Origin of the sequence: Allomuricauda sp. XS_ASV26 (assembly GCF_041224615.1) — a bacterium.
Taxonomy (GTDB): Bacteria; Bacteroidota; Bacteroidia; order Flavobacteriales; family Flavobacteriaceae; genus Flagellimonas; species Flagellimonas alginolytica.
The window spans coordinates 1-1,566 of the sequence record NZ_JBGFGK010000012.1 but is presented as its reverse complement, the minus strand read 5'-3'; the positions used below and the strand labels follow the sequence as shown (position 1 = coordinate 1,566).

The 1,566-nt window shown below is 52.1% G+C and carries 1 protein-coding gene; it reads right to left on the bottom strand.

Annotation, left to right across the window (positions count from 1 at the left end; all coding sequences use genetic code 11):
• Nucleotides 1-72 precede the first annotated feature (72 nt).
• The coding region (pruA, locus tag AB9K32_RS00065; protein WP_369884002.1) for an L-glutamate gamma-semialdehyde dehydrogenase at nucleotides 73-1,566 on the bottom strand (1,494 nt) is incomplete at its 5' end.

Below are 1,566 nucleotides of genomic sequence, written 5' to 3'. Positions count from 1 at the left end.
TAATTTCAGTGCATAAAAAAGGCCGTCATTTTTTTAGAGTGACGGCCTTTGTGCAGTTTTTTCGTCTGTTCTTTAACCCAGGAAAGGATATCGATAATCCTCCGGGGTAACAAAAGTTTCCTTGATCAACCTTGGCGATACCCATCGCAAGAGGTTTTGCATGGACCCGGCCTTATCGTTGGTCCCTGAGGCCCTTGCGCCGCCGAAAGGCTGTTGTCCCACAACGGCACCGGTTGGCTTGTCGTTGATGTAAAAGTTGCCCGCGCAGTTCTGTAAGGCCTTGGTGGCCTCATCTATGGCATAGCGGTCCGCGGAAAGCACGGCGCCGGTAAGTCCATATTCGGAAGTTCCGTCCACCAGTTTTAGGGTCTCGCCCCAATCCTTGTCCTCGTAGACATAAACGGTAACAATGGGCCCGAACAGTTCGGTGTACATGGTCTCGTACTGCGGGTCGGTGGTCAAGATCACGGTGGGTTCTATAAAGTAGCCCACGGATTTATCGTAATTTCCCCCTGCGATTACCTCTGCATCCTTGTCGGCCTTGGCCTTGTCTATATAGCTGGCCAATTTGTCAAATGCACCTTCGTGTATCACAGCGGTGATAAAGTTGCCCATATCTTCCGGTGAGCCAGGTTTGTTGAAGGAGGCTATATCAGCTTTCACCAATTCCAAGATTTCATTGGCCGTGGATTTGGGAAGATATACCCTGGATGCCGCACTACATTTTTGTCCCTGGAACTCGAAGGCCCCACGGGTAATGGCGGTGGCCACTTGCTTGGGTTTTGCCGTCGGGTGTGCAATAATGAAATCCTTGCCCCCGGTCTCCCCAACGATTCTGGGGTAGGTCTTGTACCTGTGTATGTTGTTCCCGATCTGTTTCCAAAGGGATTTGAACACATCCGTGGAGCCGGTAAAGTGGATTCCGGAGAAGTCTGGGCTTGACAATACGGTATCGGAAACCATTACCGGGTCACCGTAGACCACATTGATCACGCCATCGGGCAATCCTGCCTCTTTGAACACATCGACGATTACCTTGGCGGAGAATATCTGGCTGTCGCTCGGCTTCCATACCACTACGTTCCCCATCATGGCGGCGCTGGCGGGCAGGTTGCCTGCAATGGCGGTAAAGTTGAACGGGGTTATGGCGTACACAAAGCCCTCGAGGGGGCGGTATTCCACACGGTTCCAGATTCCCTCGGAGGATTCCGGTTGCTCGCTGTATATCTGTGACATGTACTCCACGTTGAAACGCAGAAAGTCGACAATTTCGCAGGCGGAATCTATCTCGGCCTGATAAATGTTCTTGGATTGCGCGATCATTGTGGCGGCGTTCATTTTGGCGCGGTAGGGCCCTGCGATCAATTCTGCGGCCTTTAAGAAAATGGCGGCACGCTGTTCCCAGGTCAGGTCGGCCCAGGCCTTTCTGGATTCAAGGCAATTGGCGATGGCCTTTTCCACATGTTCTTTTTCCGCCAAATGATAGTGTCCCACAATGTGCCTGTGGTCGTGCGGCGGGGACATGGGTCTTGTGTTGCCTGTTTTTATCTCTTCGTTCCCAATGTA